The organism is Phytopseudomonas straminea (genome assembly GCF_900112645.1).
Classification (GTDB): domain Bacteria; phylum Pseudomonadota; class Gammaproteobacteria; order Pseudomonadales; family Pseudomonadaceae; genus Aquipseudomonas; species Aquipseudomonas straminea.
The window spans coordinates 233,759-259,582 of the sequence record NZ_FOMO01000002.1; the positions used below are offsets into that span (position 1 = coordinate 233,759).

The 25,824-nt window shown below is 62.7% G+C and carries 26 protein-coding genes; 14 read left to right on the forward strand and 12 right to left on the reverse strand.

All coding sequences use genetic code 11. The annotated features are described in order from the left end of the window. Nucleotides 1–159: 159 nt before the first annotated feature. A complete protein-coding gene (locus BM279_RS05235; RefSeq protein WP_093501641.1) occupies nucleotides 160–609 on the forward strand; it encodes a MarR family winged helix-turn-helix transcriptional regulator in 450 nt (149 codons plus the stop codon). Nucleotides 610–798: 189 nt separating this feature from the next. Further along, complete coding sequence (locus BM279_RS05240; protein ID WP_073264773.1) at nucleotides 799–1,227, forward strand: organic hydroperoxide resistance protein; 429 nt, start codon at nucleotides 799–801, stop codon at nucleotides 1,225–1,227. Between the two features lie 59 nt (nucleotides 1,228–1,286). Here the strand turns inward: BM279_RS05240 and BM279_RS05245 are convergent, their stop codons facing one another. Together BM279_RS05245 and BM279_RS05250 are read right to left on the reverse strand one after the other, a co-directional pair. Further along, a complete protein-coding gene (locus BM279_RS05245) occupies nucleotides 1,287–1,562 on the reverse strand; it encodes a putative quinol monooxygenase (RefSeq protein WP_093501643.1) in 276 nt (91 codons plus the stop codon). A gap of 60 nt (nucleotides 1,563–1,622) precedes the next feature. After that, nucleotides 1,623–2,360 carry an SDR family oxidoreductase gene (locus BM279_RS05250; protein WP_093501645.1) on the reverse strand — a complete coding sequence of 246 codons (738 nt, stop codon included), beginning with the start codon at nucleotides 2,358–2,360 and terminating at the stop codon, nucleotides 1,623–1,625. Between the two features lie 276 nt (nucleotides 2,361–2,636). Here BM279_RS05250 and BM279_RS05255 point away from each other — a divergent pair, with 276 nt between their 5' ends. Continuing rightward, nucleotides 2,637–3,548, forward strand: coding sequence for an AraC family transcriptional regulator (locus tag BM279_RS05255; RefSeq protein WP_093502504.1), 912 nt, complete (start codon nucleotides 2,637–2,639; stop codon nucleotides 3,546–3,548). Nucleotides 3,549–3,783: 235 nt separating this feature from the next. On the opposite strand, the gene BM279_RS05260 is transcribed toward BM279_RS05255, so the two are convergent. The 6 genes from BM279_RS05260 to dnaX form a co-directional block, all read right to left on the reverse strand. Then, entirely contained in the window at nucleotides 3,784–6,246 is a 2,463-nt protein-coding gene (locus tag BM279_RS05260; RefSeq protein WP_093501647.1) for a TonB-dependent siderophore receptor, read from the reverse strand. Nucleotides 6,247–6,361: 115 nt separating this feature from the next. Continuing rightward, on the reverse strand, nucleotides 6,362–7,309 hold the full coding sequence (locus tag BM279_RS05265) for a FecR domain-containing protein (protein ID WP_093501649.1): 948 nt from the start codon (nucleotides 7,307–7,309) through the stop codon (nucleotides 6,362–6,364). A 3-nt stretch (nucleotides 7,310–7,312) separates the two neighbouring features. Further along, nucleotides 7,313–7,819 carry a sigma-70 family RNA polymerase sigma factor gene (locus BM279_RS05270; protein WP_093501651.1) on the reverse strand — a complete coding sequence of 169 codons (507 nt, stop codon included), beginning with the start codon at nucleotides 7,817–7,819 and terminating at the stop codon, nucleotides 7,313–7,315. A 102-nt stretch (nucleotides 7,820–7,921) separates the two neighbouring features. Then, the gene (gene recR / locus BM279_RS05275; protein WP_027906360.1) at nucleotides 7,922–8,521 is read right to left on the reverse strand and encodes a recombination mediator RecR; all 600 of its coding nucleotides are present in this window, start codon (nucleotides 8,519–8,521) and stop codon (nucleotides 7,922–7,924) included. A gap of 166 nt (nucleotides 8,522–8,687) precedes the next feature. Next, nucleotides 8,688–9,014 carry a YbaB/EbfC family nucleoid-associated protein gene (locus BM279_RS05280; RefSeq protein WP_042555660.1) on the reverse strand — a complete coding sequence of 109 codons (327 nt, stop codon included), beginning with the start codon at nucleotides 9,012–9,014 and terminating at the stop codon, nucleotides 8,688–8,690. A 17-nt stretch (nucleotides 9,015–9,031) separates the two neighbouring features. After that, nucleotides 9,032–11,179, reverse strand: coding sequence for a DNA polymerase III subunit gamma/tau (dnaX, locus tag BM279_RS05285; protein WP_093501653.1), 2,148 nt, complete (start codon nucleotides 11,177–11,179; stop codon nucleotides 9,032–9,034). Between the two features lie 585 nt (nucleotides 11,180–11,764). Between dnaX and BM279_RS05290 the strand changes: the two genes are divergently transcribed. Further along, on the forward strand, nucleotides 11,765–11,986 hold the full coding sequence (locus BM279_RS05290) for a hypothetical protein (protein WP_093501655.1): 222 nt from the start codon (nucleotides 11,765–11,767) through the stop codon (nucleotides 11,984–11,986). Nucleotides 11,987–12,101: 115 nt separating this feature from the next. Then, nucleotides 12,102–12,389, forward strand: coding sequence for a DUF3509 domain-containing protein (locus tag BM279_RS05295; RefSeq protein ID WP_093501658.1), 288 nt, complete (start codon nucleotides 12,102–12,104; stop codon nucleotides 12,387–12,389). Between the two features lie 59 nt (nucleotides 12,390–12,448). Here the strand turns inward: BM279_RS05295 and BM279_RS05300 are convergent, their stop codons facing one another. Continuing rightward, nucleotides 12,449–13,021, reverse strand: coding sequence for a DUF1287 domain-containing protein (locus BM279_RS05300; RefSeq protein WP_167363113.1), 573 nt, complete (start codon nucleotides 13,019–13,021; stop codon nucleotides 12,449–12,451). A gap of 181 nt (nucleotides 13,022–13,202) precedes the next feature. Between BM279_RS05300 and BM279_RS23330 the strand changes: the two genes are divergently transcribed. Then, nucleotides 13,203–13,379 carry a PA1571 family protein gene (locus BM279_RS23330; RefSeq protein WP_167363101.1) on the forward strand — a complete coding sequence of 59 codons (177 nt, stop codon included), beginning with the start codon at nucleotides 13,203–13,205 and terminating at the stop codon, nucleotides 13,377–13,379. A gap of 18 nt (nucleotides 13,380–13,397) precedes the next feature. On the opposite strand, the gene pdxB is transcribed toward BM279_RS23330, so the two are convergent. Then, complete coding sequence (gene pdxB / locus BM279_RS05305) at nucleotides 13,398–14,549, reverse strand: 4-phosphoerythronate dehydrogenase PdxB (protein WP_093501662.1); 1,152 nt, start codon at nucleotides 14,547–14,549, stop codon at nucleotides 13,398–13,400. Nucleotides 14,550–14,597: 48 nt separating this feature from the next. Here pdxB and BM279_RS05310 point away from each other — a divergent pair, with 48 nt between their 5' ends. After that, complete coding sequence (locus BM279_RS05310) at nucleotides 14,598–16,055, forward strand: MATE family efflux transporter (RefSeq protein WP_425272673.1); 1,458 nt, start codon at nucleotides 14,598–14,600, stop codon at nucleotides 16,053–16,055. Nucleotides 16,056–16,303: 248 nt separating this feature from the next. Here the strand turns inward: BM279_RS05310 and tusA are convergent, their stop codons facing one another. Together tusA and rlmM are read right to left on the reverse strand one after the other, a co-directional pair. Further along, nucleotides 16,304–16,546 carry a sulfurtransferase TusA gene (gene tusA / locus BM279_RS05315; RefSeq protein WP_093501666.1) on the reverse strand — a complete coding sequence of 81 codons (243 nt, stop codon included), beginning with the start codon at nucleotides 16,544–16,546 and terminating at the stop codon, nucleotides 16,304–16,306. A 77-nt stretch (nucleotides 16,547–16,623) separates the two neighbouring features. Then, on the reverse strand, nucleotides 16,624–17,679 hold the full coding sequence (gene rlmM / locus BM279_RS05320; RefSeq protein ID WP_093501668.1) for a 23S rRNA (cytidine(2498)-2'-O)-methyltransferase RlmM: 1,056 nt from the start codon (nucleotides 17,677–17,679) through the stop codon (nucleotides 16,624–16,626). 242 nt (nucleotides 17,680–17,921) lie between these two features. On the opposite strand from rlmM, the gene acnA reads away from it, so the two are divergent. From acnA to BM279_RS05350, 7 genes are all read left to right on the forward strand, one after another. Then, entirely contained in the window at nucleotides 17,922–20,660 is a 2,739-nt protein-coding gene (gene acnA / locus BM279_RS05325) for an aconitate hydratase AcnA (RefSeq protein ID WP_093501670.1), read from the forward strand. A 333-nt stretch (nucleotides 20,661–20,993) separates the two neighbouring features. Further along, the gene (locus BM279_RS05330; protein ID WP_093501672.1) at nucleotides 20,994–22,559 is read left to right on the forward strand and encodes a methyl-accepting chemotaxis protein; all 1,566 of its coding nucleotides are present in this window, start codon (nucleotides 20,994–20,996) and stop codon (nucleotides 22,557–22,559) included. Between the two features lie 701 nt (nucleotides 22,560–23,260). Next, complete coding sequence (locus tag BM279_RS05335; RefSeq protein WP_244154123.1) at nucleotides 23,261–23,956, forward strand: AbiV family abortive infection protein; 696 nt, start codon at nucleotides 23,261–23,263, stop codon at nucleotides 23,954–23,956. 96 nt (nucleotides 23,957–24,052) lie between these two features. After that, nucleotides 24,053–24,376 carry a hypothetical protein gene (locus tag BM279_RS23090; protein WP_143103566.1) on the forward strand — a complete coding sequence of 108 codons (324 nt, stop codon included), beginning with the start codon at nucleotides 24,053–24,055 and terminating at the stop codon, nucleotides 24,374–24,376. A 171-nt stretch (nucleotides 24,377–24,547) separates the two neighbouring features. Next, nucleotides 24,548–25,042 carry a DinB family protein gene (locus BM279_RS05340; protein ID WP_093502506.1) on the forward strand — a complete coding sequence of 165 codons (495 nt, stop codon included), beginning with the start codon at nucleotides 24,548–24,550 and terminating at the stop codon, nucleotides 25,040–25,042. A gap of 42 nt (nucleotides 25,043–25,084) precedes the next feature. Further along, complete coding sequence (locus BM279_RS05345; RefSeq protein ID WP_093501676.1) at nucleotides 25,085–25,423, forward strand: DUF6966 domain-containing protein; 339 nt, start codon at nucleotides 25,085–25,087, stop codon at nucleotides 25,421–25,423. Nucleotides 25,424–25,460: 37 nt separating this feature from the next. Continuing rightward, a complete protein-coding gene (locus tag BM279_RS05350) occupies nucleotides 25,461–25,793 on the forward strand; it encodes a hypothetical protein (RefSeq protein ID WP_093501678.1) in 333 nt (110 codons plus the stop codon). Nucleotides 25,794–25,824 lie beyond the last annotated feature (31 nt).

Here is a 25,824-nt window from a genome sequence, read left to right on the forward strand (position 1 = left end):
CGCCGCATTGTATGCCAGATCGGTGCGTCACGCCGGTTAGGGCCGGCGTGACAGTTGGACTCGTGGCGACCGGCGATTCCGAAGCGTGCCGCTTTGGCTGGCATCGACCGAACCGGCGCGCTAAATTGCGCCCTTGCCTGCCCTCATTCCGGAGCTTCCATGACCACCGACGACACCTGCGCCGATCTGCTGCTCGACAACCAGGTGTGCTTCGCCCTGCATTCGACCTCGCTGATGATGACCAAGGTCTACAAGCCGCTGCTCAAGAAGCTCGGCCTGACCTATCCGCAGTACCTGGCGATGTTGGTGTTGTGGGAAGGCGACGGCATCACCGTGAGCGAGATCAGCGCACGCCTGCTCACCGACCCGGGCTCGCTGACCCCGCTGCTCAAGCGCCTGGAAGCCGAGGGCCTGATCGACCGCAAGCGCAGCAGCACCGACGAGCGCGTGGTGCATCTGCACCTCACCGACAAGGGCCGCGCCCTGCACGCCGAGGCCCGACAGATTCCCGGCTGCATCCTCGACGCCAGCGCCCAGACGGCAGATCGCCTGGCCAGCCTCACCGCGGAACTGACAGCCCTGCGCAAGCAACTGCAGGACAGCCTCTGAGCACAGGCGTGCAATCGACAGGTAGTAGCCCGGATCTACACTGAGCATCGTCGAGACGATTCAGGTTCGCCAATCTTGCGATTTCTCGAAAATACCTTGCGCGCAAACTAAACAACAACTAGAGTTCACATCGAGTAGTTAAATTGCGCACCAACAAACACCGCACAAATCAAATACGAGGATTTCACCATGTCTATCGAAACCGTTGCCTACCGCGCCTACGCCGAAGCCACTGGTGGCCGTGAAGGCCGTGCCATTTCCTCCGACGGCGTGCTCGACGTCGCGCTGACCACACCGAAGGAGCTGGGCGGCGCTGGCGGCCAGGGCACCAACCCCGAGCAGCTGTTCGCTGCCGGCTACTCGGCCTGCTTCCTGGGCGCGATCAAGTTCGTCGCGGCTCGCGACAAGCACAAGGTTTCGCCGGACAGCTGGATCGAAGGCATCGTCGGCATCGGCGCGGTGCCCACCGGCTTCGCCATCGAAGTGGAATTGAAGATCACCCTGCCGGGCCTGGATCGTGAAGAGGCCAAGGCGCTGATCGACAAGGCGCACATCGTCTGCCCGTATTCCAACGCGACCCAGGGCAACATCGACGTGACCCTGACGCTGGTCGAATAAGCGCCCGCCGCACCAACGCGAACGCCCCGGCATGGACCGGGGCGTTCGCGTTTCTGGCCTCAGGCGGCACGGCTTTTCAGGTGCTGGATCGCCCCGCTCTTCCATGCGCTGTTGATTACTTCCTGCAGCAGCGGCTGGGCGAAGTAGCGCTCGAGGTCGGTACTGCTGCGCCAGCGGCTGTGCAATTGCCAGCGCTGGCGATCACGTTGTAGTTCAAACGCCAGGCAACCGTCCAGACGGCGTGTCGGCTCCAGCAGATCACGCAGGTAGCCACCCAGTTCCTCACAACGACCAGGAGCGGCTTCGAGCACGGTGATGTGGGTTTGCAGGGTCATGTTTTTCTCCCTAGATCCAGTTGGCGATGCCACGGCGGATCCGCCGTGGCATCTGCCCTGTCAGTGGATGCTTGCCGTCGGGCGCACCACCAGTTCGCTGACGTCGACGTCCGCCGGTTGCTCGATGGCATAGGCCACGGCCCTGGCGATGGCCGACGGGCTGATGGCCACCTTGCGAAATTCGCGCATGGCGTCGCGGGCGCCTTCATCGGAGATGCTGTCGGCCAGTTCCGATTCCACCACGCCGGGCGACACCAGGGTGACGCGGATGTCGCCACCGACCTCCTGACGCAGGCCGTCGCTGATCGCCCGCACCGCGTACTTGGTGGCGCAGTACACCGCCGCGGTCGGCGAGACCCGGTAGGCGCCGATCGACGCCACATTGATGATCTGCCCGCTACGCTGGGCCTGCATGACCGGCAAGGCTGCAGCGATGCCGTGCAGCACGCCGCGGATGTTGACGTCGATCATGCGATTCCACTCGTCCAGCTTCAGCGCCTCGATCATCGACAGCGGCATCACCCCGGCATTGTTGAGCAGCACGTCGACGCGGCCGTACTCGGCCATGGCGGCATCGACGAAGGCCTGCACGTCGGCCGCATCGGTCACGTCCAGGCGACGGGCGATGGCCTGACCGCCGGAAGCGCGAATCTCCTCCACCAATTGCTCGAGGCGCTCGACCCGGCGGGCGCCGAGCACGACCCGCGCGCCCTTCTCGGCCAGCAAGCGCGCACAACCTTCGCCAATGCCACTGCTGGCGCCGGTGATGAGTACGACTTTTTCTTGGATATTGTTCATGGTGCGATCCTCTGGTCAGTGCGGCAAACCGTGCCGCGATGGATCCAGAGTAGGAGCCGAGGTCCCTTTCACGTTAGCCGGATACTGGAACATTCTTGCCTGATCGTGCGGATCTGCGTAAAGAATCTGCCAGAGGCGGCCCATTGTGGGGCATGCAGCGCAGGTGATTGCCTAATGCTGCGCAACGCTTGCCCAATACTCCGAAGATCGATGGCCGCGCAGGACGTCTGGGCAATTCCCGGATAGGCTTCGCACAAATTCGCGAGTGAGTTCATGATGCAAACAGACCAGCCTGATGACCTGGCCCTTCGCCAACGCGAACTGGCCCACCTGATTCAGCAGAACACCCCGACCGAGGGCATGCACGATACCCTCATCGACGGCCTGGGGCTGGCCTACACCACGGCGCCCAGCCTGCCCATGCCGACGCTGTACCGGCCGTGCCTGTGCATCATCGCCCAGGGCCGCAAGGAAATTCGCCTGGGTGCCGAGCAGTATTACTACGACCCGCTCAATTACCTGGTGGCCTCGGTCACCCTGCCGGTCACCGGCCAGGTGATCGAAGCGACCCCCGAGCAGCCCTACCTGAGCGTGCGCCTGGACATCGACCCGGCGGTGATCAGCGAACTGCTCTCCGCCGCCGGGCCGATCGGCCTGCCGGCGCCCGGCCCGAGCCGCGCGTTGTTCGTCGATCGCCTCGACGCATCGATGCTCGATGCGGTGATTCGCCTTCTGCGCCTGCTCGACACGCCCCGCGACGCAGCCATGCTGGCGCCGCTTGCGCTGCGCGAGATTTTCTATCGCCTGCTGCGCAGCCCCCAGGGCCAGCGCCTGCGCGAAATCGTCATGGCCGACAGCCAGAGCCATCGTATCGCCCGCGCCATCGAATGGATCAACCGCCATTACGACAAGCCGCTGCGCATCGAAGAACTGGCCCGCGAGGTCAACCTCAGCGCCTCCACCCTGCACCACCGCTTCAAGGCCGTCACCGCCCTGAGCCCGTTGCAGTACCAGAAGCAGCTGCGCCTGCAGGAGGCGCGCCGGCTGATGTTCAGCGAAGGTTTGGAAGCGGCATCGGCGAGCTTTCGCGTCGGCTACGAGAGCCCCTCGCAATTCAGCCGGGAGTACAGCCGCCTGTTCGGCGCCCCGCCGCTGCGCGACATGCACCGCCTGCGCAACGCGGGTTGAGCGCTGGAAGGCAAAAGCGGTCGGTGACCGTAGGATGGGTGAAACCCATCAAATCGCGATGGGTTTCACCCATCCTACGGCCTTCACCTGTGGGAACGGCCCATGCCAGTGATTTTTCGCGGGCATGGCCCGCTCCCACAGATGATCACCACGCCGTCCTGAGGGAACAACTGGCCGCTCCCGCCACTTTTCCAGTCCGCCTCGATGAATCCGAACGCAGCGACGAAGCCGTCTCTCAGAAACGCTGAGTGACGGTCGCCGTCACTGTCCGCTCCTCGCCCAGATAACACGCCACAGCCGAGTAGCAGGACGCCACGTAGTACTCGTCGGTGAGGTTGCTGGCGGTGAGCTGCAGCGATGTTCCCTTCAAGCCGACCTGGCTCAGATCGTAACCCACCGACGCATCGAACAGCGTATAGGACGGCACGTTGAAATCGTTCAGCTCGCTGCCCTCGCTGTGGCCGACATAGCGCGCACCGGCACCGACGGTCAGCCCGGCCAGTGCGCCATCGCTGAAGCGGTAGTCGGCCCACAGGCTGGCCATTCGCTCGGGCGTCTGCGGCGGCGTATTGCCCTTGGCGTCCACCACGGCGGCACCATCGTTGACGAAGTAGGATTTGCTGTAAGAAACGTCCGCGTAGGTGTAGCTGGCGATCAGTTGCAGGTTGTCGACCGGCTTGAAGCGCGCCTCCAGCTCGACGCCACGTGACCGGATGCCGCCCACGCCCTTGTAGAAGCTGTCGGTGACCAGGCTGTTTTCCTTGGCGTACAGGTTCTCCATTTCCAGGTTGAAGAACGACAGGGTGTACAGATCGTCCGTCCCCGGCGGCTGAAACTTGAGGCCGGCTTCCCACTGCTCGCCGGTGGTCGGGTCGAGGATCTGCGCACCGCTGGAGTAATTGGAGGTCGGGTTGAACGAGGTCGAATAACTGACATAGGGCGAGAGGCCGTTATCGAATGCGTAGAGCACGCCGACGTGGCCGCTGAGCTTCTCCCCCTGGTTATCGTCCTTGCCGCTGATCTCGTCATCGATGGATACGTCGTACCAGTCCTGGCGCAGGCCGAAGGACAGGTTCCAGTTGTCGATCTCGACCAGGTCCTGCAGGTACAGGCCGGTCTGCTTCTGCCGCCGCAGGGCATCGTTGATCGAACGCAGGGCCGTCAGGTCACCGTAATCCTGCACCGGGTCGAACACGTCGATGGGTGCGCCTGCGGTATCGCTCTGGGCGGCGATCTTGTTCTTCGAGTACTGATAATCCAGGCCCAGCACCAGGGTGTGCTGGGCTGCGCCGGTGGCGAAATCGGCCTGCAGCATGTTGTCGACGATCCAGGCGTGCAGCTGCTCCTGGCCGCCACTGTAGCCGCGGCGCAGCTGGTTGCCACTGACGTAACCGGAACCCCAGACCTGGCTGTTCGACACCCGGGCATCCAGATAGCGGAAGTTCTGCCGCGCGCTCCAGGTGTCGTTGAAGCGATGCTCGAGTTCATAACCGAGCATCTGCTGGGTGCGGGTGAACTCGTCGAGCGCCGGGTCGCCCTCGAAGAAGCTGCTCGAGATACGCCGCCCATCACGTTTGTGCACGGTACCGGAGGCCGGCAGGCTGCCGTGATAGCCGCCGTTGGGGTCGTCCTGCAGATAGGCGTAGAGCGTCATGAAGGTGTCGTCACTGAGGTTCAACGCCAGGCTGGGCATCAGCGCATAGCGCGTCTCGGTGACGTGATCGGCCTGGGCATCGGCGTCCTTGGCGAGGCCGACCACCCGGTAGGCGACGTTCTCGCTCAAGGGCCCGGTGACGTCGAAGCCCAGAGACTTGCGGGCGTTGTTGCCATAGGACAGGTCGACCCGGCCGGACTGGGTGAAATCCGGTCGCTTGGTGCTGATGGCCGCCAAGCCGCCCGGGTTGCTGCGCCCGTAGAGCACCGAAGAAGGCCCCTTGAGAATGTCGATGCGCTCGATGAAGTACGGGTCGATCTGCAGGCTGCTGTAGGAGCCCGGATCCCCCATGGACTTGAGGCCATCGATGGTGATGTTGTCCACCGAGCCGTCGTTGATGCCGCGAATCGCCAGGTAGTCGTAACGGTGGGTGTTGCCATAGGGGTTGGTCAGCACGCCCGGGCTGTAGCGCATGGCATCGGCAGCGGTGAGCGCGCCCTGGCGCTCGATCTGCTCGCGGGTGACCACCGATACGCTCTGCGCGGTTTGTGCCAGCGCCTTACTGGTCTTGGTCGATACGCTGCTGTGGGTGGCGTTGTAGCCATCCATGCTGCCCAGCGCATTACCCAGCGCGAAGGCGCGCACATCGGTGCTCTCCAGCTCCAGCGAAGCGCTGCCGGTTGGCGCCGCGGCTTCCAGGGAGTAGCCGCCGCTACCATCGGCGACGACCTGCAGGCCGCTGCCCTGCAGCAGCCGCACGAAGCCCTCGTCGACACCCGCCTCGCCCTGCAGGCCCGGGCTCTGCTTGCCGGCAGTCAGCCGCGCATCGACCGACAGCAGCACGCCCGCCTCCGCCGCGAAACGGCTCAGCGCCGCCGACAGCGGCCCAGCCGGAATCTGGTAGCTGCGCGTCACCTGCTGATGGCTGCCGGCATCAATGGCCTGGGCCTGCACGAACAGCGGCGAACAGGCCGTCAGGGCCAGGGTAGCCAGGCGGATCGAACGGCGCAGAGCAAGGGGCGAAAAGCAGAGCGGTGACGACATGCAGCAGTCCTCGAGACATCGCCCGCGCAGGGTGCGCAAGGGCCGGATGTACTGAGGCCAGGCGAGATCGAAAAAGGGGAACCGCATTCGCAAAAATAATTTCACTGGCAGGCCATCAGCCGGTCAGCGGCTCTACCGTTACCCACCAGGGCAACCGCCGATTGACGCGGATCGGCAGGCTGCCGGCCAGGGCGTCGAGAATGCGCCCGGTGTCGCCCAGCGGATAGGCGCCGACCAGGCGCAGATCGGCCACCCGCGGGTCGCAGCCCAGGTAACCGGGCACGTAGTCGGCCAGTTCGGCAATGAAATCGTCCAGGCGCCGGTCATTGGCCAGCAACACGCCGCGGCTCCAGGCCTGGCGCGCCGGGTCCGCGGGCTCGCTGGCCGAAATGTCGCTGGCGCTGAAGCGCACCTGCTGGCCGGCCTGCAATACCTGGGCGGCGCGTGCGGGCGACGGCTCGATACGCACGGCCCCGGCGAACACGCTGAGCAGGGTGAAACCCTCGCCTTCGCGCACGCTGAACCGGGTGCCGAGAGCCTGCAGCCGCCCGTGCCGGGTATCGAGCAGCAGCGGGCGCGGGTCCTTAGCGGTGTCGAGCAGCACCTCGCCCTGCAGCAGTCGCAACAAGCGGGTCGAGGCGCTGTAATCGATGTCCACGGCGGTGCGACTGCCCAGCCAGAGGTGACTGCCATCGGCCAGGCGCAGATCCCGGATTTCCCCGGTGCCGGTACGCTCGCTGGCCAGCCAGGTGCGCCAAGGCCGGCCCTGCCCGGCAGCCGCCAACAATCCTGCGCCACCCAGCACGGCGAACAGTCCGAGCACCTGCCGCCGGCTGCGTGCAGGGCTGCGCAGGGCCTGAGCCGCGGCGCGCCGGCGGGTGTCGGCAGGCAGCCTGGCGAACTGGCTGCTGATCGCCTCGACCCGCTGCCAGGCCGCCGCATGTTCGGGGCGAGCCGCCAGCCATTGCTGCCAGACACGCTGCTGCTGGGCGCTGACTGGCGGATCGGCCAGCACCGCGAACCACTCGGCAGCCTGCTGCAAGGCAGCGTGATCAGGCGCCACGGCTCAACCCTCGGCCAACAGCAGGCACTGCAGCATGGCCTGGGCCATGTACTTCTTGACCATGCGCTCGGACACCTGCAGGCGCGTGGCGATGGCGGCGTAGGTCAGCCCGTCGAGCTGGGAAAGCAGGAACGCCTCGCGCACCTTCGCAGGCAGGCGCAGCAACATGGCATCGATGGCCAGCAGGGTTTCGATGATCAGCTCGGTGGTTTCCGGCGACGGTGCGTGCGGTTCCGGCTGCATCGCCAGGGCTTCGAGGTAGGCGCGCTCGATCGCCTGGCGACGCCAGTGGTTGACCAGCAGCGAATGGGCGATGGTCGACAGATAAGCCCGCGGCTCACGCAGCGACGGCACTTCGCGGTGCTTGGCGAGCAGGCGCACGAAGGTGTCCTGGGCCAGATCCGCGGCGTTTTCCGCGCAGCCCATGCGCTTGCGCAGCCAGCCGTTCAGCCAGCCGCTGTGCTCGAGATACAGCTGCTGCAAGGACTGCTGGGGGGAAACGAACGACATCGAGCACACCATCACCGTGCGGAGATAAGGCACGAATGGTAATGCTTCTCAGAAACAAATTACAGGTATTCTTAACTCAGCCAGAGGGCGCCCTGCTATCAATCAGAGGTTGATTGGCCGGCGCCCTGCCAGAGCGTGAGCCAGCGTGCCGCCATCGACCAGCTCCAGCTCGCCACCCAGCGGCATGCCGTGGGCGATGCGCGAGGCGACCATGCCTTTGCCGGCCAGGAGTTGGGCGATGTAATGCGCGGTCGCTTCGCCTTCCACCGTCGGGTTGGTGGCCAGGATCACTTCACTGAACTGCCCCGCCTCGATACGCGCCAGCAGTTCGGGAATGCCGATGGCCTCCGGCCCCAGGCCGTCGAGGGGCGACAGGTGGCCCTTGAGCACGAAGTAACGCCCGCGAAAGCCGGTGTGCTCGACGGCATACACGTCCATCGGCCCCTCCACCACGCAGAGCAGGCTGTCGTCGCGGCGCGGGTCTTCACAAATCTGGCAAAGCTCGCTCTCGCTAAGGCTGCGGCACGACTTGCAGTACCCCACGCCCTCCATCGCCTGGCTCAGTGCCTGGGCCAGCCGCTGAGCACCATTGCGGTCGCGCTCGAGCAGTTGCAGCGCCATGCGCTGGGCGGTCTTCTGGCCGACACCGGGCAGGATGCGCAGCGATTCGATCAGTTGGCGGATCAGGGGGCTGAAGCTCATGGGGCAGTGCTCGAAGAGGGTAAGGCGTGAAGATTTAACAGGCCGTAGGATGGGTGAAACCCATCGACGATTGATGGGTTTCACCCATCCTACGCGGCCCGACGCATCCTACAGGGCGGGCCATACCCATATCGCGGGCATGGCCCACTCCCACATGGAAGCGGCCTTAGAACGGCATTTTGAAGCCGGGCGGCAATTGCATGCCAGAGGTCATGCCGGACATCTTGTCCTGGCTGTTGGCTTCGATCTTGCGTACGGCGTCATTGACGGCGGCGGCGATCAGGTCTTCGAGGATTTCCTTGTCTTCCTGCATCAGGCTGTCGTCGAGGCTGACGCGCTTGACGTCGTGGCGACCGGTCATCACCACGCTGACCAGACCGGCACCGGATTGCCCGGTGACCTCGGCGTTGGCCAACTCTTCCTGCATCTTCTGCATCTTTTCCTGCATCTGCTGCGCCTGCTTCATCAGGCCGGCCATGCCACCTTTCATCATGATGTTGTCCTCGGTAGTCAGGGATTAACGACGTTATCGACGGGTTCGATACTGCCCGCGCGCACGGAGGCGGCGAACTGGGAAATAATTTGCTGCACCAGCGGATCGTTCTGGATCGACGCCTCGGCTTCACGCTGGCGATTGGCGCGCTTGCGGGCGGCGGCCTGGGCCGGGGTTTCCTGCTCGGGCTTGATCAGTTCGATGCTCAGCTGCATCTCGCGGCCATGGTAGGCGTTGAGGGCATCGTTCAGGCGGCGCTGCTGGGTCGCGTTGAACAGTGCACTGTGGCCGGGGTCCAGGTGCAAGAGCCACTTGTCGCCTTCGGCGGCAATCAACGTGCAGTTGGCGGCGATGCTGCCGGTCATGCCGCTCAGGCCGAGCTTGGGGAAAATCTCCAGCCACTCGGCGGCCAGGCCCGTGGCCGGCATCGCGGCCGGCTCCGGTTCAGGCTCGGCCTGTGGCTGATCATCGCCGAGCGCATCGGCGAAATCGTAATCCAGGTTGTCGACGTCCATCGCCACGTAGTCGTAGTCGCCGGGTGGCGGCTCGTCATCGCTGTCCGGCGGATTGAGGTCGCTGGTGTCGATCACCGGCACGTCGGCCAGTTCCGGAACGGGCAGCTCGGCGGCAGGTTCGGGCTGCGGCTCGGCTAAGGCGGCAGGCTGTTGCGGCGCGCGTGCTGCGGCGACCGGTTCGGGGGACGGCGCAGGTGCATGTTCTGGTGCTGGCGCTTCGCTGACCGGCGCTACGGGGGCCTCGGGCTCGACTGCGGCCGGCATCTCTTCCCATGGCGGCGTGACAATCGGTGCGGCGGCAACAGGTGCAGCCACTGCGGGTGCGACGACCGCAGGTGCAGGCTGCGCAGCAGGCGGCTCGACGGCGGCTGGCGCCGGCTGGCTGGGCACCGCGGGCTGGCTGGGCACCGCGGGCTGGCTTGGCGCGGCGGGTGCCTGAGGCGCAGCGCTGACAACGGCCGGCGACGCAGCAGGCGCTGCGTCGGCCACCGGGGTTACCTGGGGATCAACCTTGGCCTGGCTGATCCCCAGTGGCTTTAGCGCCACCTTCGGGGCATCGCCCTCGCCCGCCGGCCTGAAGGCCAGCATGCGCAACAGCACCATCTCGAAACCGCTGCGCGGATCCGGCGCCAAGGGCAGGTCGCGACGGCCGATCAGGCCCATCTGGTAATAGAACTGCACGTCTTCGGCGGGCAGGGCCTGGGCCAGGCCCAGCACGCGCTCGCGGTCGCCCTGGCCGTTGTCCACCGCATCGGGCAGCGCCTGGGCAATGGCCACACGGTGCAGCACGTTGAGCATCTCGGCCAGCACGCCGCTCCAGTCCGGGCCCTGCTCGGCGAGCTGGCGCACCGCTTCGATCAGGCCGCGAGCGTCGCCTTCGATCAGCGCATGCAGCACGCCATACACCTGGCCATGGTCGAGGGTGCCGAGCATGGAGCGCACGTCTGCCGCCAGAACCTTGCCCTCACCAAAGGCGATAGCCTGGTCGGTGAGGCTCATGGCATCGCGCATCGAACCGTCGGCGGCGCGGCCGAGCAGCCATAGGGCATCGTCCTCGAAAGGGATGTTCTCGGCGCCGAGTACGTGAGTCAGATGCTCGACCACGCGCTCGGGCGGCATGTTCTTCAGGGAGAACTGCAGGCAGCGCGACAGCACGGTGACCGGCAGCTTCTGCGGGTCGGTGGTGGCAAGCAGGAACTTGACGTGGGGCGGCGGCTCTTCGAGCGTCTTGAGCAGCGCGTTGAAGGAGCTGGTGGACAGCATGTGCACTTCGTCGATCAGGTAGACCTTGAAGCGCCCACGGCTGGGCGAGTACTGCACGTTGTCGAGCAGCTCGCGGGTGTCTTCCACCTTGGTGCGGCTGGCGGCGTCCACTTCGATGAGGTCGACGAAACGCCCCTCGTCGATCTCCCGGCACACCGAACAGGTGCCGCAGGGCGTGGAGCTGATACCGGTTTCACAGTTCAGGCACTTGGCGATGATGCGCGCGATGGTGGTCTTGCCGACCCCGCGGGTGCCGGTGAACAGATAGGCATGGTGCAGACGCTGGCTGTCGAGTGCGTTGATCAGCGCTTTCAGCACATGGGTCTGCCCGACCATCTCGCGAAACGACCGCGGGCGCCATTTGCGTGCAAGAACCTGATAACTCATTGAAAACCGTCGCCAGAGGAAAGCAAAAGAGCGCTAATGCTAGCTCAAGTCGGCCTATCAGTGCGACGCCGATCAGCGCACAGAAAAAGATCAAATCAGGGCTGGCTAATTTTTATACAGCCGCGTATAGTCCGCCCCGTTCGTACCACGCTGCAAGTCATCCGGCCTCTGGGCCTTCCTGATGGTTTCCTGGCAATCGGCATCCAATCGATGCACGCATCTCTGCCATGACCCCCTCCGCTGACTGATCTGGCCGTCTCGCTCATGCGCTGACCTCGCCAGTCTTCCGAAGTACAGACCCGCTACAGCAAGCCGCTAGAGAACCCTCTGCATTGCCATTGTCGCGTTGAAACCAGGCTCGTCGAAATGCTCGTTTACAGCTCGTGAACGGCGCTTTCTCGCCTGTCTTCGCCTCGCAGTGGCGGCCTCGCTCAGGTTCCCAAATGGCCCGCTGGTTCACCCTAGATAGGTTGAACTTAAAAGCGCGCAGCTCGCTCCGATAACCAATCCCGTTGGCATGAGCCAATGACCGGAGCCCTATTTTTATGGCGCGATCATGCGCCTGCAGTACAGGAACACCCGAATATGAATACAACTCAACAAATCCAGAACGCTATCCATACCCTGTCCAACGCATTCGCCCCGTTGGCCTGCCATATTCTGGCGCCGCGCAAGGGCAGCTTCAGCTTCACCGTGGTTGACCACACCGGTGTGGCTCAGCATACCCAGCGCCTCTACCCCGGCCAGTACGGCGCCGACACGCTGCCAGGCGTGATCGAGCGTACGCGCCAGGCACTGCGTCGCTGATCACCGAGATAAAAGCGAAAATTTTCGAACATAAGTGAGCGAAAACGCACCCATCGTCGAACTAAATGATTTCCAGCCACTCATAGGGGTTCCTACGTAAAACTGGAGTTCGTCAATGGAAAATGGTCATCGACAGCTTGTCGAGAAGCTATTCGCCCCACTACGTGCCACCTTCAGTCGGCCTCGCCCGGACGGTAGCGTCGTTCTCTCCCTGATCGATGAAGCGGAAACCACCGCCTACAGCCGGGTCTTGCAGAAACTGCAGATCAATGACTCGAACGCTTTCAATCAAAGCCTCGAAGATATCCGCCTGGAGTTGGCCGTCAGAGCCGGCAACATCCCGGCCGAGATGCGCAAAGTGCTCAAGGAGCAGGACAGCATCATCAGCTACCACCACGCCTGATCGCCGTCCCAGCCGAAGCCCCGCTGCCCACAAGGCGCGGGGCTTCGTCGTTTCTGTGGTTAGCTTGGCGTGAAGCGGTAATGCCCTGTGATGGGAAAGCGAAACAGGATGGCCTCCTCCCGCGTTCCGGCGCCGATATTGTGCAGGATCAGTGGCTCGCCCGCCGAGGACAGCCGGTCGGACACGATGCCGATGTGGGGCTGGCCGCGGCCCAGATTCCAGGTGACGATATCGCCGGCTCGGTAATCACCGGCTTCGCGACCTATCTGCAGCGCCATGCCCTGACGTTTGAACCAGATCATCAGATTAGGTACGCGGCGATGGTCGATGTTGCGATCCGGGCGCTTCAGCCCCCACTGCTTGGGGTACGCCGAAAAATTCGCCGCCATGTCCTCGTGTACCGCCTTCTGCAAATCCAAGCCCTGCAGGCGCAGGGCGCGGATCACCACATCGGTGCACACGCCGGTCTGTATCGGCACGTCGCCGCCGGGGTAGGCGATGCGCCGGTAGGTTGGATCGTAGGACAACGTCACACCCACCTGCTCGCGCGCACCGCTCACCAGCGCTGCCGGCTCGATGGCCGCTACCTGCAGGCTCAGCAGGCAGCCCAGCAGCAACAATCCGATTCTCAGCACTTCCTGCCTCCTTATAATCGCGAAACCGTTCGACACGCTCTCTTCTTTATCCGGTAATTTTTTGCGACAGTATGGCTGGGCACGGTTGAAGCCTTATTGGGATGCCCCCATCACTAGATAACGTCGTCAAGCATGGATGCCTTGGACAATGCGCATACCACCTGATGAGGAGACCACCATGAGCAGCACCGACAAGCAGCAGTCACCGCAGTCCGATACGTCATGTGAGCTCGCCCACGGCGCGCTGATCGACCCCAACGGTCGTGAGATTCCGATTACTGAAAGCATGATCCAGCAGGCCTGCAACGAGCTCGACAAGGGCACGGCCGCCGAACGCAAAGACTCGCCTCACTGACCGTTCACCTGCGCATCGTCACTTCAAGCTGATCACGCGAGCACCCAGCGCGCTGATCAGCGCGCTCAGCGGCTCGTCCGGGCCCTCCAGCTGTACGTCCAACCCTTCTATTTCACGCCTCACCGGATAGCGCTTGCGCAGCAGGTCGAAGCCGGCCTTGCGCGCCTGCTCGTCCACCACCAGGCTGCGGCGCAAATCGGCATCGTCACGACGTGGGTCGTAGATCGCCCGGCATACGGTGGCCAGCGCCCAGGCCGGATCACTGCCGGCGGCGATGCTCAGGCGCTGCAGCCAGCGTCGCGGCGTCAATGACTCCAGAGAAATCATCGCCTCGATGCCCTGGGCGCGGCAGAACGCCTGGTAGATCTGCGCGGTGCCGCGCAGCTTGCCCTCCAGGCTGTAGCCGGCGATGTGCGGCGTGGCGATATGACACAGTGCAGCCAGTTCGAGATCGACCAGCGGCTCGCCCTCCCAGACGTCCAGCACCACATGCAGATCGGCGCCGCGCTGCAGCAACGCACAAAGCGCCGCGGTATCGAGCACCTCACCACGGCTGGCGTTGAGCAACCAAGTGCCCGGGCGCAGTTGTTCCAGCAGCTCGGCGTCCAGCAGATGGCGGGTGGCGAACTCACCATCGCGCGTCAGCGGGGTGTGCAGGCTGATCACGTCGCACTGCTCGATGATCTGTTGAAGGCTCACATAGTCGCCGCCCTCCGCGCGCTGCCGTGGCGGATCACAGACCAGCACACGCCAGCCAAGGCCGCGCAGCACCTTGATCAGCCGCTCACCCACCTGCCCGGCGCCGACCACACCATAGGTGCGCTGCGCCAGTTCGGCACCCAGGCGTTCGCCGAGCACCAATAGGCTGCCCAGCACGTAGTCGACCACCCCACGGGCGTTGCAGCCCGGCGCGCTGCTCCAGGCGATGCCAGCTTCGCTGAAGTAATCGAGATCCAGGTGATCGGTGCCGATGGTGCAGGTGCCGACGAAGCGCACCGGGCTGCCCTGCAGCATCGCGCGGTCGACGCAGGTTACCGAGCGCACCAGCAGCACATCGGCGTTGGCCACCGCCGCGCGGTCGATGGCGCGGCCAGGCAGCCGCTGAATCTCACCGAAACCGGCAAAGAACTCGTCGAGCAGGGGAATGTTTTCGTCAGCAACGATGCGCATGGCAGTTCTCCACAAACCGGCGGGCATTCTACTCGCAAGTGCGGCACTCTGCCTTTCCTGACCGATCCGTCAGCGGGTAAACTGCGCGGTTTTCTCTGCCCTGTGAACCTCGTCATGCCTGCCCACTCCCGCCTGCAGCGGGTGCGCACCGAACTGCGCACGCTGCTCGCTCTTGCCCTGCCGATCATCGTCGCGCAACTGGCCTACACCTCGATCGGCTTCGTCGATACCGTGATGTCCGGGCGTTTCAGTGCCCGCGACCTGGCCGCCGTGGCTCTGGGCAACTCGATCTGGGTGCCGGTGTTCCTGCTGATGACCGGCATCCTGCTGGCCACCACGCCGAAGGTGGCGCAGCGTTTCGGTGCCGGGCAGCTCGACGAAATCGGCCCACTGGTACGCCAGGCGCTCTGGTTGGCGCTGGCGGTCGGCAGTATGGCGGGCGTTTTGTTGTGGAACGCGGAGTTCGCCCTGTGCGTGATGAAAGTCGATGAAGACCTGATCGAGCCCGCCATGGGCTACCTGCACGGCGTGGCCTTCGGTTTCCCCTGCGTGGCGCTGTATCACGTGTTGCGCTGTTACAGCGACGGCATGGGTCGCACACGACCGAGCATGGTGATCGGCCTGCTCGGCCTGCTGCTGAACATCCCCCTCAATTACGTGCTGATCTACGGCAAGCTCGGCATCCCGCCGCTTGGCAGCGTGGGCTGCGGCTGGGCGACGGCAGGCGTGATGGCCTTCATGCTGCTGGCGATGATCGTCTGGGTTCGGCGCGCCTCGGCCTATCGGCAAACCACGCCACTGCGCCGCTTCGAGCCACCACGCTGGGCGCCGATCAAGCGCTTGCTGGGTATCGGCATGCCCATTGGCATTTCGGTATTTGCCGAGGCCAGCATCTTTTCGGTGATCGCGCTGCTGATCGGCAGCCTGGGCGCTACCGTGGTGGCCGGCCACCAGATCGCCCTGAACTTCGCGTCGCTGGTGTTCATGATCCCCTACTCCATCGGCATGGCCGCCACCGTTCGCATCGGCCAGGCACTGGGCCGCGGCGCCCCGCGTGACGCACGCTTCGCCGCCGGCGTGAGCATGGTCACCGCCCTTGCGTACGCCTGTGTATCGGCGAGCTGCATGTTGTTGCTGCGCGAGGACATTGCCGCGATCTACACGCCGGCACCCGAGGTCATCGCCCTGGCGGCGAGCCTGATCGTCTATGCCGCGCTGTTCCAGTTCTCCGACGCCATCCAGGTCACGGCCGCAGGTGCATTGCGTGGCTATCAGGACACCCGGGCGACCATGATCATGACGCTGTTCGCCTATTGGGGTATCGGCCTGCCGGTCGGCTATGTGCTCGGCCTGACCGACCTGTTCGGCCCAGCCAGCGGCCCGGCAGGACTCTGGGAAGGACTGATCGTCGGCCTGACCTGCGCCGCGTTGATGCTCACCTTGCGGCTGAAAACAAGCGCCAGGCGGAGGATTCGGCTGCAGCCGGTTGCAGCTACTTCGGCTTAATGCAGTGATTTTCTGGGTATCGCTGCGCTCACATTAGTAAGCAATAGACAGCGATCCCTTGTGGGAGCGGGCCATGCCCGCGAATGGCAGGTGTGGGCTACGCGCCAGCTCTGGTTTCCTCAAAAGCAGGTCGCCCTATAGCTCAGGTCACCCGATCAAGCCGGACTTCGTCGCGTCCCATCTAATCGAATCGCGGGCATGGCCCGCTCCCACAGGTAGGGTGTCGATGACTGCTATTTGCGAACTGCTCAATCGATCTTCTTGCGAATCCAGTACAGATAAGTCTCGGCATCCTGCGCCTGCTCCACCAGCTCGTGGCCGAGAAACACGCAGAACTTGGGAATGTCGCGCTGGGTCGAGGGGTCGGTGGCGATGACCTTGAGCAGGCCGCCGGCCGGCAGGTCGCGCACCTTGTTGTGCAGCATCATCACCGGTTCGGGGCAGAACAGGCCGGTGGCGTCGAGGGTGTCATCAGGGGTTGCATCGAGCATCACGGGCTCCGCTTGATCATTCTTGCTGCATTCGGGAAGTGGCTGCCGGCGCGGGCAGCTCACCGTTAAAATTCGCTCTATTTGCTCAACCGGCGCAGGTGGCAGGTCACTTCCTCGCGGTCGTGATACAGCTGCTTGCAGGCGATGCTCGCCTTGACCTTGCGCGCGGCCAGACCTTCGGCGATGCGTTCGAGCAAACGCTGCACCTCGGCATAGCGCTGCTTCATCGGCAACTTGAGATTGACCACCGCCTCGCGGCAATGTCCCTCACCGATCCAGGTTTCCAGCAGCGCGGCGCTGCGCGCGGGCTTCTCGACGATGTCGCAGACCATCCAGTCCACCGGCTGCTTGGGCTTCCAGGTGAAGCCGTCGACCATCAGGTGTTTGACAAGACCGGTGTCCATCAGGCTCTCGGCCATCGGGCCGTTGTCGATGGCGGTTACCAGCATGCCGCGGCGTACCAGCTGATAGGTCCAGCCACCTGGCGCAGCGCCGAGGTCGACACCGGTCATCTCGTCCGACAGGCGCTCGTCCCATTGATCACGGGGAATGAAGGTGTGCCACGCTTCTTCGAGTTTCAGGGTCGAGCGGCTTGGCGCCTCACGGGGGAACTTGAGGCGCGGAATACCCATGGGCCAGATCGCCGAATTGTTCGTCTCGGCCATGCCGACGAATACTTCGCGGCCGCTTTTGAAGGTCAGCAACAGGCGCGGCGCACGGGCGTTCTCTGCCAACCGGCCGGCAGCCATCAGGGCCTTGCGCAGCGGGCCTTCGAACTTCTTGCAGAAGCCGGACAGTTCCTTGCCATCGTTGGTGTCGAACACCTCCAGCCACAGGCTGCCAAAGGTCGGCAGCGGTGCCAGGTGCTCGAGCAGCACGCTGATGCGGTCTTTCTCGGGCAGCTCGATGAAGCTGCCGCGCGCCCACTGGCGGATGAAGATCAACTGGCTGAAACGCAAACCCGCCATCAACCGCTCGGCGCCCGACTCGTCGCTGCAGATGAATTCGGCGCAGGCGGTATTCGGCTTGGCCTTGGCGTAACCGGGCACATCAAGACGCGCCGCATGCTCGGAAATCTCGGAACACACCTCGTTCTCGAAACCGGGGCGGCAGTGCAGTAACAAAGTCTTCATCAGGGCATCTCCATAGGCCGCGCATGATAGCGAAAACTGGAACCCAGGGCCTCTGCTCCCTGTCCAGAGAACAGCATCCCGGCATCGCCGGCTGCGCCGACGGACTATTCTCGACAGGCGCACGATCAGGCGACGGCTCACCGCACGCCACACGAGCCGGCCCAGGGAACACTCGCGCAGAGTCGTAGAAGCTCTGCCAAACCAGCTTGGCTTGTACCGTGCAAGCCATAAGGAGATGCACGATGCCTTCCATCGATAGCCTGAACTGCCGCCGCACGCTGACCGTTGACGGCAAATCCTACAATTACTTCAGCCTGCCGGATGCCGCCAAACGGCTGGGCAACATCGACAAGCTGCCGGTGTCGCTGAAAGTACTGCTGGAAAACCTGCTGCGCTGGCAGGACGACAAGACCGTCACTCAGGACGACCTGCAAGCCATCAGCGACTGGCTGGAAAAACGCAGCTCCGAGCGCGAGATCCAGTACCGCCCTGCCCGCGTATTGATGCAGGACTTCACCGGCGTGCCGGCAGTAGTGGATCTGGCCGCCATGCGCGACGCCATGGCCAAGGCCGGCGGCGACCCACAGAAGATCAACCCGCTGTCGCCGGTGGATCTGGTGATCGACCACTCGGTGATGGTCGACAAATTCGCCAGCCCCGAGGCCTTTGGCGAGAACGTCGAGATCGAGATGCAGCGCAACGGCGAGCGTTATGCGTTCCTGCGCTGGGGCCAGAGCGCCTTCGACAACTTCAGCGTGGTGCCGCCGGGCACCGGCATCTGTCACCAGGTGAACCTGGAATACCTGGGCCGCACCGTGTGGACCAAGGAAGAAGACGGCGTGACCTACGCCTACCCCGACACCCTGGTCGGCACCGACTCGCACACCACCATGATCAACGGCCTCGGCGTGCTGGGCTGGGGCGTGGGCGGTATCGAGGCGGAAGCGGCGATGCTCGGCCAACCGGTATCGATGCTGATTCCCGAAGTGATCGGCTTCAAGCTCACCGGCAAGCTCAAGGAAGGCATCACCGCCACCGACCTGGTACTGACCGTCACCCAGATGCTGCGCAAGAAAGGCGTGGTCGGCAAATTCGTCGAGTTCTACGGCGACGGCTTGGCTGAACTACCGCTGGCCGACCGCGCCACCATCGCCAACATGGCACCGGAATACGGTGCGACCTGCGGCTTCTTCCCGGTCGACGACATCACCCTGGATTACCTGCGTCTGTCCGGCCGCCCAGATGAGACCGTCAAGCTCGTCGAGGCCTATTCCAAGGCCCAGGGCATGTGGCGCCAGGCCGGCAGCGAGCCGGTGTTCACCGACACCCTGGAACTGGACATGGGCCAGGTCGAAGCCAGCCTGGCCGGCCCGAAACGCCCGCAGGATCGCGTCGCCTTGCCCCAGGTCGGCCAGGCCTTCGAAGACTTCCTCGGCCTGCAGCTCAAGCCGCCGCGTAAAGAGGAAGGTCGCCTGGAAAGCGAAGGCGGCGGTGGCGTAGCCGTCGGCAACGCCGCGCAGAACGAGATCCACTACGAGATGGACGGCCAGCGCCACCCGCTTAGCGACGGCGCTGTGGTAATCGCAGCCATCACCTCCTGCACCAACACCTCCAACCCGAGCGTGATGATGGCCGCCGGCCTCTTGGCCAAGAAGGCCGTGGAGAAGGGCCTCAAGCGCAAACCCTGGGTGAAGAGTTCGCTGGCGCCCGGCTCCAAGGTAGTGACCGAATACTTCGCCGCCGCCGGGCTGACCGAATACCTCGACAAGCTGGGTTTCGACCTGGTCGGCTACGGCTGCACCACCTGCATCGGCAACTCGGGCCCGCTGCCCGATCCGATCGAGAAAGCCATTCAGGAGCATGACCTGACCGTCGCCTCGGTGCTGTCCGGCAACCGCAACTTCGAAGGCCGCGTGCACCCGCTGGTGAAAACCAACTGGTTGGCCTCGCCACCCCTGGTGGTCGCTTATGCACTGGCTGGCAGCGTGCGAATCAATATCGCCGAAGAGTCGCTGGGCGAAGACCACGACGGCAACCCGGTATACCTGCGCGACATTTGGCCGAGCCAGAAGGAAATCGCCGAGGCGGTACAGAAGGTCAGCACCGCCATGTTCCGCAAGGAATACGCCGAGGTGTTCGAAGGAGACGAGCAGTGGCAGGCCATCGAAGTGCCCGAAGCCGACACCTACACCTGGCAGAACGACTCCACCTATATCCAGCACCCGCCGTTCTTCGAGGCCATCGACCAGGCACCACCGGCGATCACCGATATCGCCAACGCGCGCATCCTGGCGCTGCTCGGCGATTCGGTGACGACCGACCACATTTCCCCGGCCGGCAACATCAAAGCCGACAGCCCAGCCGGTCGCTACCTGCGCGAGCAAGGCGTCGAGCCGCGCGACTTCAACTCCTACGGCTCGCGCCGCGGCAACCATGAAGTGATGATGCGCGGCACCTTCGCCAACATCCGTATCCGCAACGAGATGCTCGACGGCGAAGAAGGCGGCATCACCCTGCACGTGCCGAGCGGCGAGAAGCTGGCGATCTACGATGCCTCCATGCGCTACCAGCAGGAAGGCACACCGCTGGTGGTGATCGCCGGCAAGGAATACGGCACCGGCTCCAGCCGCGACTGGGCGGCCAAGGGCACCAACCTGCTGGGCGTCAAGGCGGTGATCGCCGAGAGCTTCGAGCGTATCCACCGTTCCAACCTGGTGGGCATGGGTGTGCTGCCGCTGCAGTTCACCGGCGGCGCGGATCGCAAGAGCCTGGGCCTGACCGGCAAGGAAACCCTGGCGATCAAGGGCCTGGACGGCGTCGAGGTGCGCCCGCACATGCCGCTGACGCTGGAAATCACCCGTGAGGACGGCAAGCTGGAGAGCGTCGAGCTGCTCTGCCGCATCGACACCCTCAACGAGGTCGAGTACTTCAAGGCCGGCGGCATCCTGCACTACGTGCTGCGTCAGCTGATCGCCGGTTGACGATCACCCGCGCAGCGTCGCTGCGCGGGACTTTCCATAACCCGGGTCGAGCCCAGCGACACCCGGGTTTCTTTTGCTCGCTCGAACGTGCCCGCCCACCCTCGACCAATGGACCGTCGTTTTACCGGCGTCAAAACGTTCCACGCCTTGAAAGTTGGGTACACTGCAGGCCTGCCACGCGTAAGCGATAACCATAAAAGCGTTGCCTGTAGGATCGGCCTTTTTAGCCCACATGTGGGCCAGGCCCATAGTTGTAGTCTGTAGGCAGTTGTATTCCTTCACCCGCCTGCCCTACTTCCTCCCAGGCATCGCACTGACATCAGGGTAGATGCCATGCGTAACAACCAGCCCATCACCGGTAACGAGCGGACTTTCCCGGCGCAACAGCGCCTGATCTCGACCACCGACCTCAAGGGCCAGATCACCTACTGCAACGATGCCTTCATCGAGATCAGCGGCTTCTCCCGCGACGAACTGATTCGCGCGCCGCACAACCTGGTGCGCCATCCCGACGTGCCGCCGGCCGTGTTCGCCCATATGTGGGAAACCCTGAAAGCCGGCCGGCCATGGATGGGCATCGTCAAGAACCGCTGCAAGAACGGCGACCACTACTGGGTCAACGCCTACGTGGTGCCGGTGCTGGATGACGGCAAGGTCACCGGCTACGAGTCGGTGCGCAGCAAGCCCACCGCCGAGCAGGTGCAACGTGCCCAGGCGCTCTACTCGCGCATCAATGCCGGTAAGGCAGCGATCCCGAGCCGCGAACGCTGGCTGCCGGTTCTGCAGAATTGGCTGCCGTTCATTCTGGTCAGCCAGGTCGGCTTTCTGGTCGGCGCCTGGCTGGACAGCACCTGGGGCTTCGTCGCTGCCGCTGCGCTATCGATTCCTCTCGGCCTGCTCGGCCTGGCCTGGCAGAGCCGAGGTATCAAACGCCTGCTGCAACTGGCCGAACAAAGCACCTCCGACCCGCTGATCGCGCAGATGTACACCGACAACCGCGGCGTCGAAGGCCGCCTGGAACTGTCCATCCTCAGCCAGGAAGCGCGCCTGAAAACCTGCCTCACCCGCCTGCAGGACAGCGCCGAGAACCTCGCCAAGCAGGCGGCCCAGGCCGACGTGCTGGCCCACAACAGCTCCACCGGGCTGCAGCGCCAACGCGAGGAAACCGACCAGGTCGCCACCGCCGTCAACGAAATGGCCGCCACCACCCTGGAAGTGGCCAATAACGTTGCGCGCACCGCCATCGCCACCCAGGAAGCCAACCGGCTGACTCAGGAAGGCCGCACCATCGCCAGCGAAACCCGCGAAGCGATCCAGCGCCTGTCCCTGTCGGTGGGCGAAACCGGCGAAACCGTCACCCGACTTGCCCAGGACAGCAACGAAATCGGCGGCGTGGTCGACGTGATCAAGGGTATCGCCGACCAGACCAACCTGCTCGCCCTCAACGCCGCCATCGAAGCCGCCCGTGCCGGCGAAATGGGCCGCGGCTTCGCCGTGGTCGCCGACGAAGTCCGCTCCCTGGCGCAACGCACCGCCGAATCCACCGGGCAGATCCACGCTCTGATCGCCAAACTGCAACGCACCGCCGACGAAGCCGTGCTGACCATGGACATCGGCCGCAAACAGGCCGACGAAGGCGTCGAACGCGTGCAACAGGCCGACCAGGCCCTGGCCGGCATCAGCGACGCGGTGGCCAACATCAACGAAATGGCCGACCAGATCGCCGCCGCCGCCGAAGAACAAAGCGCCGTGGCCGACGAAATCAGCCGCAATATCACCACCATCGCCCAACTCTCCGATCAGACGGCAGGTGAAGCGCAGAGCACGGCGTTGTTGAGTGAGGAACTGACCAGTACGGCGCAGGGGCAGTACTCGTTGGTGGCGCGGTTTAATCGGTAGGTGGGGTTGGTGGGGCTGCACTTTGGGCCTGGGTGCGCATGTGAAGGCAAGGCTACTTCCGTGCACTTGCCAAGATGCAATGAGCGTGGTGTATAACATGCCAAACACCCCAGTGCCTCGCTGTAAGCCTTGATCTAGACAGGCCCAGTACCAAAGCCCTGGAATGTTATACACCACGCCCGTCCGGGGAGTTATGCACCAGCTGGTGTCTATTTATAGTTAGGCTTTTATACATCCATTATGAAAATTGTTCTTGAGAACCTCAGCCTCCTTCATGAAAAACTCTCTTTAGAGCTAACAGGCGTATCTCGTACCGATCATGAAAATCTCTCCCGTCTGATCGGAGCAATCAATGAAATTGACCTCGCATGCAAGCGGCTGGAACTATGTTAGAAATGGGGCATCTTTCCAAAATCGATTGTAAGAGCACTTCCTCCACAAAAATGTGACGACGGTAGTTCGGACTACCGAATCATGGAGGATTGCGAGACCGAGAATCGCCAGTACTGGATGGAGGCTGACTTCAATGGGAAAACGCATCGATTCAATGCAGGCGATCTAATTGTCCAGCCATGAACCAACCGCACTTCCTGCCGCTATCAGTCGAACGAGGTTGTTTATGCCTAACAAGTCGCTCAAATCGCTCACTTCGTTCGCTGGGACGGCGTACCGCCGCCCCTTAGCTTAATCGTTAGATCCTTATGCCAACCCAGAAGAAACTTGATTCATATAAAGGCAAATTATCTGCATCAGAAATTGCAGCCGGCATGAACGCAGCCAACGCAAACGCCATGCGTTTAGCTAACGATGCCCAGAAGCTGCTGGAGACAGGAAGCTTTCCAACTGCGGCATCACTCGCAGCCCTATCGATTGAGGAGTCCGGAAAGGTTTCAATCCTACGTCAACTCTCAACGGCCAATACCACAGAAGAAATCAAAGCAAGTTGGAAAAACTACCGCTCTCATACCAGTAAAAATGCCCAGTGGTTACTTCCTGAGCTTGCAATAAAAGGGGCAAGGAAGCTAGAAGACCTTCGCCCTCTCTTCGATGAAGATGCAGAGCATCCCTTCATCCTTGATCAGCTAAAGCAATTAGGCTTTTATACGGATTGCCTAGGAAATAAAAATTGGTCAATACCTAGTGTTGTCGTCAACGAAGAGTTCTCCAAATCACTTGTCCAAACAGCAAAACTCCTTGCAAGCAAGAGCGGAGTTACTACAAAAGAAATTGAGTTATGGATTGAACATGTTGGCAAAGCTCCGAAAACTGACTTTAATGCCATGAAAGAGGCCTTAATAACATGGTATGCAGCAATGCAGGATGCTGGACTCAAAGAAGGCGGGGTCAATTCAATGAAAAATTTTATTGAAAACGGCGTAGCATTCCCAAAAACCTAACAAGAGCCGATGGGGTCAGAGTCATTGATTTAGCAACATACCAGAATCAATGACTCTGACCCCATCGTTTTTGACTTTGCACAGTGAGACCTTGATGTGAATACTGTTGAAGATGCATACAGAGAGTTGGCTAGCGGGATTGTCGACTTTGCCGCTGGCCGTTCATGGGAGCGGGCGTGCTGCAAGTGTGAGATCTATGACAAGATGGCGAGCGCTACGTACTGGCTTGAAGGCTCTGGCAATATTGATAGGGACGCGCTTGGCTGGCCTGACTCCTCGATTAATATTGGTCAGGCTACACTTTTTATTAGGGATAATATTCTTGCTACAGGGGGGCAACGTATCTGGGGGCTAACCTTCTCGCTGTTTCCAGATGGTAAATTTGATCTTGAATACGATTATTCTAGGCCGAAAGAATAGATATAGAAGTTGCACGCAGGGTGGATGACGCTCTTTTCATCCACCATTGAACGCTGAAACTGGTGGACGAATAAAGCGTCGTCCACCCTACGAAACTATAGAAACTGATGTAATTTACACCTGACGATGTTTATAGACTCTCCCCTTCAAACAGCGCCCAAGGTCAACTCAATGCTCCTCCACAACACCCTCCATTACAAAGCCTGGGCAGACCGTCGAACGCTCGACGCAGTCGCTCAGCTCGATCCGTTGAAGCAGCACGAGGCGCTGGCCTTCGCTCGGCAGCAGTTCAACCATATGGTTCGCGTTGAGGAGTTGTTTCGTGCGCGTCTGCTTGGGGAGCCGGTGCCCCATGACAGTACCAACACGGACACCCTGCCCCAGCTCGATGAGCTTGATCGCCGGCTGACGGCGGCCAATCAGTGGTTGGCCGCGTACCACGACGGCCTCAAACCTGGGCAGCTTCAGGAGCCTATTCGCTTTGTGTTCGTGGATGGCAAGCAGGGCATGCTGAGCCGTGAAGAAGCGATCTTTCATCTGGTCAACCACGGCACCTATCATCGCGGCGCCATCGGTCATGCCCTTGACCGGGCAGATGGCAACCGGCCCGCCGATACCTACACGGTATTTATTCATGGGGCAGAGCCCGAGCGTAGAAACGCCTGAGGCATATTCCCGTTCGACACAGGACTCACCACCCGGCGCACCATGACCAATCAGCAAAACCAGCTAAATGAACTGATCGCTCACCTTGCGGCGCTCAGCGAGATTCTCGCCCTCGACCCAGATAGCCACTGGGGCACGCATTTCCGCAAGTGCCTGGCGACAGCCCGAGCGCTGGCGGGCAGCAGTCACGATGGGGATGAACTGACAGGCTTGGCGTGTTCGGTGATGTCCGTTTACGGCGGCATGGGTAGCTTCAACGATTACGCGCCGTGGCAGAATGGTCGCTTCATTGCCGGCATGGAGTCGCTGGATGAGGCGTCTAATCGCGTCTATATGGCGGCCCGTGCGATAAGGCTGCGTAACGCCACAGATGTAGACTGACTTCCCGCAGAGACCACAGCAGAGACCACCTGAATCGATGTCCATCAACACCCTATCCGACCTCTTCCAGACCGAGCCCATCAGTTGGGGCTGCCGGGGTGATCCCTATCTGTGGCAGGAAATGAGCGAGGTGCTGGCCACGCAGCCGCTTCCGCCAAGCGAGGCGCAACTGGCCGAAATCCTCGAGGCCACCTTCGAACGCCTGGTTGGCTTGCCGACAGACGCGCAAGAGTCGTCGGTGTTCATCGAGCGGCACGCCCATGGCGGCATGTCGTCGGGGCATATCAGCCTGAAGTTCTGGCGCGAGACGGCCGTACCCTTGTTGCTCGCGCGCTACCATGCAGCCCTTATCGGCGAAGACGCGCGTTGATTCGCCTCGACACCTTTTTTCATCGGTAATC

Excerpts from the sequence above, each read along its gene's own strand:
- BM279_RS05340 (WP_093502506.1), top strand. The coding sequence starts at position 24,548 with ATGCTCCTCCACAACACCCTCCATTACAAAGCCTGGGCAGACCGTCGA.
- BM279_RS23330 (WP_167363101.1), top strand. The coding sequence starts at position 13,203 with ATGAGCAGCACCGACAAGCAGCAGTCACCGCAGTCCGATACGTCATGT.
- BM279_RS05260 (WP_093501647.1), bottom strand. The coding sequence starts at position 6,246 with ATGTCGTCACCGCTCTGCTTTTCGCCCCTTGCTCTGCGCCGTTCGATC.
- BM279_RS05350 (WP_093501678.1), top strand. The coding sequence starts at position 25,461 with ATGTCCATCAACACCCTATCCGACCTCTTCCAGACCGAGCCCATCAGT.
- BM279_RS05280 (WP_042555660.1), bottom strand. The coding sequence starts at position 9,014 with ATGATGAAAGGTGGCATGGCCGGCCTGATGAAGCAGGCGCAGCAGATG.
- pdxB (WP_093501662.1), bottom strand. The coding sequence starts at position 14,549 with ATGCGCATCGTTGCTGACGAAAACATTCCCCTGCTCGACGAGTTCTTT.
- BM279_RS05295 (WP_093501658.1), top strand. The coding sequence starts at position 12,102 with ATGGAAAATGGTCATCGACAGCTTGTCGAGAAGCTATTCGCCCCACTA.
- dnaX (WP_093501653.1), bottom strand. The coding sequence starts at position 11,179 with ATGAGTTATCAGGTTCTTGCACGCAAATGGCGCCCGCGGTCGTTTCGC.
- BM279_RS05335 (WP_244154123.1), top strand. The coding sequence starts at position 23,261 with ATGCCAACCCAGAAGAAACTTGATTCATATAAAGGCAAATTATCTGCA.
- BM279_RS05250 (WP_093501645.1), bottom strand. The coding sequence starts at position 2,360 with ATGAACAATATCCAAGAAAAAGTCGTACTCATCACCGGCGCCAGCAGT.
- tusA (WP_093501666.1), bottom strand. The coding sequence starts at position 16,546 with ATGCTCGATGCAACCCCTGATGACACCCTCGACGCCACCGGCCTGTTC.
- BM279_RS05330 (WP_093501672.1), top strand. The coding sequence starts at position 20,994 with ATGCGTAACAACCAGCCCATCACCGGTAACGAGCGGACTTTCCCGGCG.
- BM279_RS05245 (WP_093501643.1), bottom strand. The coding sequence starts at position 1,562 with ATGACCCTGCAAACCCACATCACCGTGCTCGAAGCCGCTCCTGGTCGT.
- BM279_RS05345 (WP_093501676.1), top strand. The coding sequence starts at position 25,085 with ATGACCAATCAGCAAAACCAGCTAAATGAACTGATCGCTCACCTTGCG.
- BM279_RS05290 (WP_093501655.1), top strand. The coding sequence starts at position 11,765 with ATGAATACAACTCAACAAATCCAGAACGCTATCCATACCCTGTCCAAC.
- BM279_RS05235 (WP_093501641.1), top strand. The coding sequence starts at position 160 with ATGACCACCGACGACACCTGCGCCGATCTGCTGCTCGACAACCAGGTG.
- BM279_RS05255 (WP_093502504.1), top strand. The coding sequence starts at position 2,637 with ATGCAAACAGACCAGCCTGATGACCTGGCCCTTCGCCAACGCGAACTG.
- rlmM (WP_093501668.1), bottom strand. The coding sequence starts at position 17,679 with ATGAAGACTTTGTTACTGCACTGCCGCCCCGGTTTCGAGAACGAGGTG.
- acnA (WP_093501670.1), top strand. The coding sequence starts at position 17,922 with ATGCCTTCCATCGATAGCCTGAACTGCCGCCGCACGCTGACCGTTGAC.
- BM279_RS05240 (WP_073264773.1), top strand. The coding sequence starts at position 799 with ATGTCTATCGAAACCGTTGCCTACCGCGCCTACGCCGAAGCCACTGGT.
- BM279_RS05270 (WP_093501651.1), bottom strand. The coding sequence starts at position 7,819 with ATGTCGTTCGTTTCCCCCCAGCAGTCCTTGCAGCAGCTGTATCTCGAG.
- recR (WP_027906360.1), bottom strand. The coding sequence starts at position 8,521 with ATGAGCTTCAGCCCCCTGATCCGCCAACTGATCGAATCGCTGCGCATC.